The organism is Psychrobacillus sp. BL-248-WT-3 (assembly GCF_012843435.1).
Lineage (GTDB): Bacteria > Bacillota > Bacilli > Bacillales_A > Planococcaceae > Psychrobacillus.
The window spans coordinates 1-1,691 of record NZ_JABAFC010000081.1; the positions used below are offsets into that span (position 1 = coordinate 1).

Below are 1,691 nucleotides of genomic sequence, written 5' to 3' on the forward strand. Positions count from 1 at the left end.
ATGGACTGCCCCCTGTCAAGTAGACAGTGTAAATAATAAAAATTGAACTAAGCGGCTTGAGCTCTGAATTCTAAAGGACTCAGGCCGTTTAGTCGTTTTTGATAACGTTGATGATTGTAAAAGTAAATATAAACATCAACTGCTTTTCTTAATTCCTCAAACGACTGGAATTCCCGTAAATAATACATTTCTGATTTCAGTGTACCCCAAAAATTCTCGATTGGAGCGTTGTCCAAACAACGGCCAACTCGGGACATGCTGTGCGTCATTTTAGCGCCATCTACGATGCGTTTAAATCCCTTCGAAGTATATTGAAAGCCACGATCACTATGAATCATCGGGAAGGCGCCAGCTGGTAATTGTTCGATCACTGGAATAATCGTGTCAAAGACTAAACGATTATTATTGGATTTACCTAGTTTATAACCAATAATCGACCCGTCGTGTAAATCAATAATCGCACTTAAATATGCTTTTCTTCCGACACCATATTTGAATTCGGTAATATCTGTACACCATTTTTCATTTGGCTTGGAAGCCTTAAAATTACGATTTAACAGATTTTCTGCAACGTGTTGTGGTGTAGATTTCTTATATCCTTTTCGTTTTCGACGAATGACAGATTGTATTAGATACATACGCATTAAACGGTAAATTCGTTTTTCATTGTACGTAGGTGAGCCTGCCAATTCACGATAACGATTAATCGTCAGCGTCATACGACGGTATCCATAGATTCCATCAACCTGGTCGTATAGTAGGCGAATCCCCTCTAATAAAGCTTCGTTTTCTTGTTCGCGCTTTGTTGAGGTGCGCGCGCACCATTTATAATAGGCAGCACGTGAAATTTTAGCGATTTTACATAAGACGATAACCGGAATTCGTTCCTCTGTATGTAGTTCCTGAATCGCTAGATAACGCTGTTGTAAGCGAATTTGATTGATTAACGCCTCCTCTCGATTTCCTCTAACTTTTTTAAGAATAAGTTTTCTGCACGCAAGCGTTCCATTTCCCGTTCCATTTGTTGCATGCGTAATTTTAATTTCTCTTCATCTGTTAATTCTTCCATTGATTTCGTGCGCCCACGACCGTCTTTTAATGCCATTTCGCCTGCTGTTTCTAATTTCTTCACCCAGCTATACACTTGTTGATACGAAACCCCATATTTTTCTGCAGTTGCTTGATAATTTCGTTGATTGTTTAAGCAATATTGTGCAATTTCAATGCGTTCCTCTACCGTTGTTGATCTAGCTTTAGTCATAGTTTTACTCATTCCTTTTCTTGAGTCTTTTAATTCGCTATGACTATTATACTTGCGAATCCAACCATACAAAACAGAATCACTACTCACTTGATATTTTGCGAGTATTTCATTCATGGTTAGTCCATTACGTGTATAATCTAGTACCGCAGCTTCCTTCAGTTCTTTGGAGTAAGGTTTCCAAGTTTTTGATTCCTTCAACCCCTCTAATCCTTCCGCTTTATATTTCACTTGCCAACGGTAAAGTGTAGTATAGGTTAATTCATGCATTCTACAAATTTCTTCTAATGTATATTTTCCATCCTCAAACAGTTGGAGAACGGTTAGCTTTTGTTCAACTGTATGCTTACTTCGAGCCATAAAAAAATACCCCCCAACAGGTAAACAGATTTTTGTTTTTTCATCTGTCTACCTATTGGGGAGCATATCA

1 protein-coding gene is annotated in these 1,691 nt (G+C 38.1%); it reads right to left on the reverse strand.

The annotated features are described in order from the left end of the window. Positions 1–47: 47 nt before the first annotated feature. Positions 48–1,621 (reverse strand): IS3 family transposase gene (locus tag HF876_RS18680; protein ID WP_169361553.1). Its coding sequence is split into 2 segments (ribosomal slippage): positions 48–988 and positions 988–1,621, totalling 1,575 coding nucleotides; the frame shifts between segments, so codons are not numbered across the junction. Between the last annotated feature and the right edge of the window lie 70 nt (positions 1,622–1,691).